At 36.6% G+C, this 4,277-nt stretch carries 3 protein-coding genes; 1 reads left to right on the top strand and 2 read right to left on the bottom strand.

Annotated elements, in window-relative coordinates; all coding sequences use genetic code 11:
• On the bottom strand, window positions 1-2,319 hold a 2,319-nt coding region (locus tag Q8865_11085; GenBank protein MDP4153962.1), incomplete at its 3' end, for a PAS domain S-box protein.
• A gap of 326 nt (window positions 2,320-2,645) precedes the next feature.
• Here Q8865_11085 and Q8865_11080 point away from each other — a divergent pair.
• Complete coding sequence (locus Q8865_11080) at window positions 2,646-3,536, top strand: SDR family oxidoreductase (GenBank protein ID MDP4153961.1); 891 nt, start codon at window positions 2,646-2,648, stop codon at window positions 3,534-3,536.
• A 109-nt stretch (window positions 3,537-3,645) separates the two neighbouring features.
• Here Q8865_11080 and Q8865_11075 read toward each other — a convergent pair.
• Window positions 3,646-4,277, bottom strand: a 632-nt coding sequence (locus Q8865_11075) for a hypothetical protein (GenBank protein ID MDP4153960.1), incomplete at its 5' end; no start/stop codon positions are given.

Genomic DNA, 4,277 nt, shown 5'->3' with positions numbered 1-4,277 from the left:
CGTATCGTCTGCCTGTTTGATGATTTCATGGATGTCATCATCTGCACTATGCTTTGTAGCAGATCCCAGCGCAATAGAAAGGTTAACATTGCTTACGAATGTGGATGCGCAGATTTTTTTGATATTTTCAGCAACCTGTTCAGCTGCTTCAGTTTCAGTTCTAGGCATAAGGATAATAAATTCATCGCCACCCCAGCGTGCCGCAATGTCACCTGCGTGGCAAACACTTTTCATAATTTCTCCTGCCGCTATAAGCAGACTGTCACCTGCTAAATGTCCGAATGCATCGTTAATTAGCTTTAGCCCGTTAACATCGCCAACTAATATGGAGATCGGATAATTTTCAACTTTATCCATTTTTTTAAGTTCTTCCTCAAAAAACCTGCGATTATAAAGGCCAGTCAGTTTATCGTGATAGGTCAAATATGCAATTTCTCTTTCACTTTCTTTCTTTTCAGTAACATCTCTGAAAATAATCACATATCCTGCAATTTTATCTGAAACTTTTATGGCTGACGCTTTAACTTCAATATCTATAGGATAGCCATACTTTGTTTCAAATATTAAGTCCTCATCAATTTCAGTTTCTCGATCGGTCCCCATTAATACTTTAGATATAACAAGCTGTTCCTTGTCGGATTGTTTAATAACATTATAAACATCCCAAATCTTTTTGCCGATTGCATCACTTTTAGCGATACCTGTAAGTTTAACAGCTATTTCATTTACAAGTTGAATCACGCCGTTTCCATCTGTTGCTATCACTCCCTCGCCGATAGACATAAGAGTAGTTTCAAACCATTTTTTCTCCTCAACAAGTTCGTTCTCAGCCCTTTTTCTTTTGACCTGCTCCCATGCGTTTCTAATAAAGAGCATAAATTGTAAACTATCAGTTTCATCATAACTAGCCTTCTTATCGTAGACAATTGCAACAGCCGTTATGCTATCCCCTTCATGGACAGGAGTAATCATAAGCCTTTCCGCCTCAATATTTCCAAAGCAGGAGAGGTCGCTTCTCTTCACTTTATTTACAATAATAGGTTTTTTAGTTTCGATTACCCTTTTTAATATTTCACTTTCGTCAAAACCGATAATAAATTTATCAGTATTCCAAAGTTTTGTCGCAACGATAAAATATCTGTTTTTCTCATCACATTTTAGAAGAAACCCAAAATTACTGTCAGTAAGCTCCACAGCCTGCAGTATTATGTAATTTAGCAGTTTTTCGTCGCTGTCAGCTTCAAACCGCGAGATCTCCGTCAAGCTTGCATACCGTTTAAGGCTGTTGATCTGCATTTTTTCGGCAAGTTTATGGTCTGTAATATCCATTACGAACCCGACGTGTTTCGTCCTTCCGGTTTCTTTATCAACCTTAAAGGTTCCTTTGGAGTGCACCCACGTAATATTATCATCATTGCGTTTTATCCGACACTCAAATGAATAATCTCTTCTATCCTCAAACGCTTTTTGAAACTTTTTATACACATAATCGAAATCTTCCGGGCAGACAAACTTTTTTAGTTGTTCGCTTGATGTTACCCCGTTTTCCGGCTTTATCCCAAAAATACTATAAAAGCCGCTAGAATAGACACAATACTTTGTTAATATATCTATCTCCCAGCTGCCGACCTTTGCAAGATTTTCAACGATGTTTATCCTGTATTCATCATTTTTAAGCTGTGAAATCAGTTTTATCCGATCGGTAATATCTCTAGGCGTTGCATAGATAACGTTGTCATAATAAAATGAGCGCCACTCAATATTTTTATAAGAACCGTCTTTACATTTTACGCGGCATACAAATTCAGTATTCTCCTTTTCCTCTGATATTTTAGCCAATATTTCATCTACGTCGAGAGGATGAATAAAATCAAAAAGTTTATGATCTTCAATTTCCGACCTATGGTAACCGAGTGTATTTTGGAATGCTTTATTCACATTTATAAAATTCAGATTCTTGTCAAACGTACACATCATGTCTGCGTTTATTTTGAAAAATGAATCCAGTTTGGCCCTCGCTGTTTTATAACGAGTATTAAGAAAATATATCAAAACAGCAATTGCAATAAATATGACGACTCTTAAAAAGGTTGCCAGCATTTCTGAAGAATCTTTATCAAAAATAGCCACACTTATGAAGTAACATATCGAAGTAAGAGCAGAAAAGTATACCCCCTTCTTACCATAGAAAAATACTCCCAAAAGAATAGGTATGTAAAAAAGATGCTGTGAAATATTAAAAATTCCCATGTTCATAAAAATAACATTAATAGCAAAGGAAAGAACAAGCGAAACTGAGTAGGCGAGATGTTTTTTCATATAAACCTCCGCTTCTTGCCAAAAACTAATTATCTGTGTAAAATACGCTAATTTACTATATTATCTTTATACGATCAACTACATTTGAAATATCGAAATTTGTAGAATAAAGTCGTATAATACAATAATACATTATTTTTTAATAAAAACAATTATATTATATTATTATTTTTGTATAATTTTTATATTACATAAACATTTTGCAAGTCGTATTTTTGTAATTATAAACTAAATTAAAATTTGCTAGTCAAATGCCAATCCTTTTATAGTATAGTTGAATCTATTTCGGCAAAAACAAATATGAATAAAATTAAAGGAGGAATAGAATGCCAACACCTACAACGTATAAAAATGAAGCACCTGCAACGCCCAAAGATTTTCCGGCACAACACCAAAACACACAGCCTGGCAGTGAGCAGCAGATGAATCCCAAACCAATAGTAGACAACCCGCTTTACAACGGTTCAAATAAACTTAAAGATAAAGTCGCAGTCATCGCAGGCGGTGACAGCGGTATTGGGCAAGCCACAGCGATAGCTTTTGCCAAAGAAGGAGCAAACGTTGTCATAATTGATATAAAAAACGGAAGCGACGCAGGCGAAACCAAAAATCTTGTTGAAAAATACAATAGGAAATGCGTTGTTATGTCCTGTGACCTTAAAGACGAACGTTCAGCAGTGAATACTGTGACGCAGATCATGCAGAGGATGGGCAAGATCGATATTCTTGTAAATAATGTCGCGGTTCAGTATCCTCAAAACAGCATTAAAGATATAACAGATGCACAATTAGGACTAACATTTTCAACAAACGTTTTCAGCTATTTCTTTATGACCAAAGCATGCCTGCCCCATATGCAGCAGGGAGCGTCAATAATCAATACAACTTCTGCAACAGCATATAAAGGCGATAAAACATTGATAGATTACTCATCAACTAAAGGCGCAATTGTTTCTTTTACACGCTCTCTTTCGCAATCTCTAGCTTCCAAAGGCATCCGTGTGAACGCAGTTGCTCCCGGTCCTGTCTGGACTCCACTAATACCTTCTAGTTTCACGGCTGCTGAAGTCGCACAGTTCGGCAAGGACACTCCGCTTGGCCGTGCAGCTCAGCCCTTCGAGCTTGCCCCAACCTATGTTTATCTTGCAAGCGATGATTCTGCATATATGACAGGTCAGGTTCTTCATGTGAATGGCGGCATTATAACTGAATCTTAAATAACAAAAGACGAGCTTGTCCGTAACTATTCGAACAAGCTCGCTTGCTATTAGATTTTGCTAAGTTTTCTTCCGAGACCCTTTAAGAGATTGTCAGACTGCCAAATTATTATTTTCCAGTCTCGATTCCCGGAACGTCGTCAACAGGATTTCCGTTTGGATCAACGTACGACCGCCCTGACTTTCTAAGCATTACGTCTTCCGATCCGTCTGTTCGCATCATCCATATCCTATCTATTTCTTCATGGTCGTTTTTATAATCAAGCGGAAGGTAAAAAATATGGTTTCCAACAACTGATGAAACGTAATTCAATTTCCTAGAAAGCGTTATTATATAAGAAAAATCAAGCGGTGCACGGCGCAATCCAAAGAAAACTGTATCGTTTAAAATTTGGAAATGATAAACCCCTACATTAGGCGAAACAGCCTCTTTCGTTCCTGACTGTATGTCATAACGATAAAGTTTCATCTTATCACTATAATAAATGCTGCCCTTGTAAAATTGAAAATGATATAAATAACCCGGAGCAACAGGGGGTATAAGTTCTTTGTTAATTTTGCTTCCTATATCATACTGATATAAGCCCCCGCCCGATATATAATATACTATATTATTTACAAAAGTGAAGTCTATTACATATGACGTGATGCAGTCTAGCTGCTCTGTTTTTCCGGTTGAAAGATCATTACTGTAAAAAGAATCTACTTTATAAAAAAAATACAGATAGCCTTCAAATACTT

This window comes from Bacillota bacterium (assembly GCA_030705925.1).
Taxonomy (GTDB): Bacteria; Bacillota; Clostridia; order Oscillospirales; family Feifaniaceae; genus JAUZPM01.
This window is presented reverse-complemented; position numbering and strand designations above follow the sequence as displayed.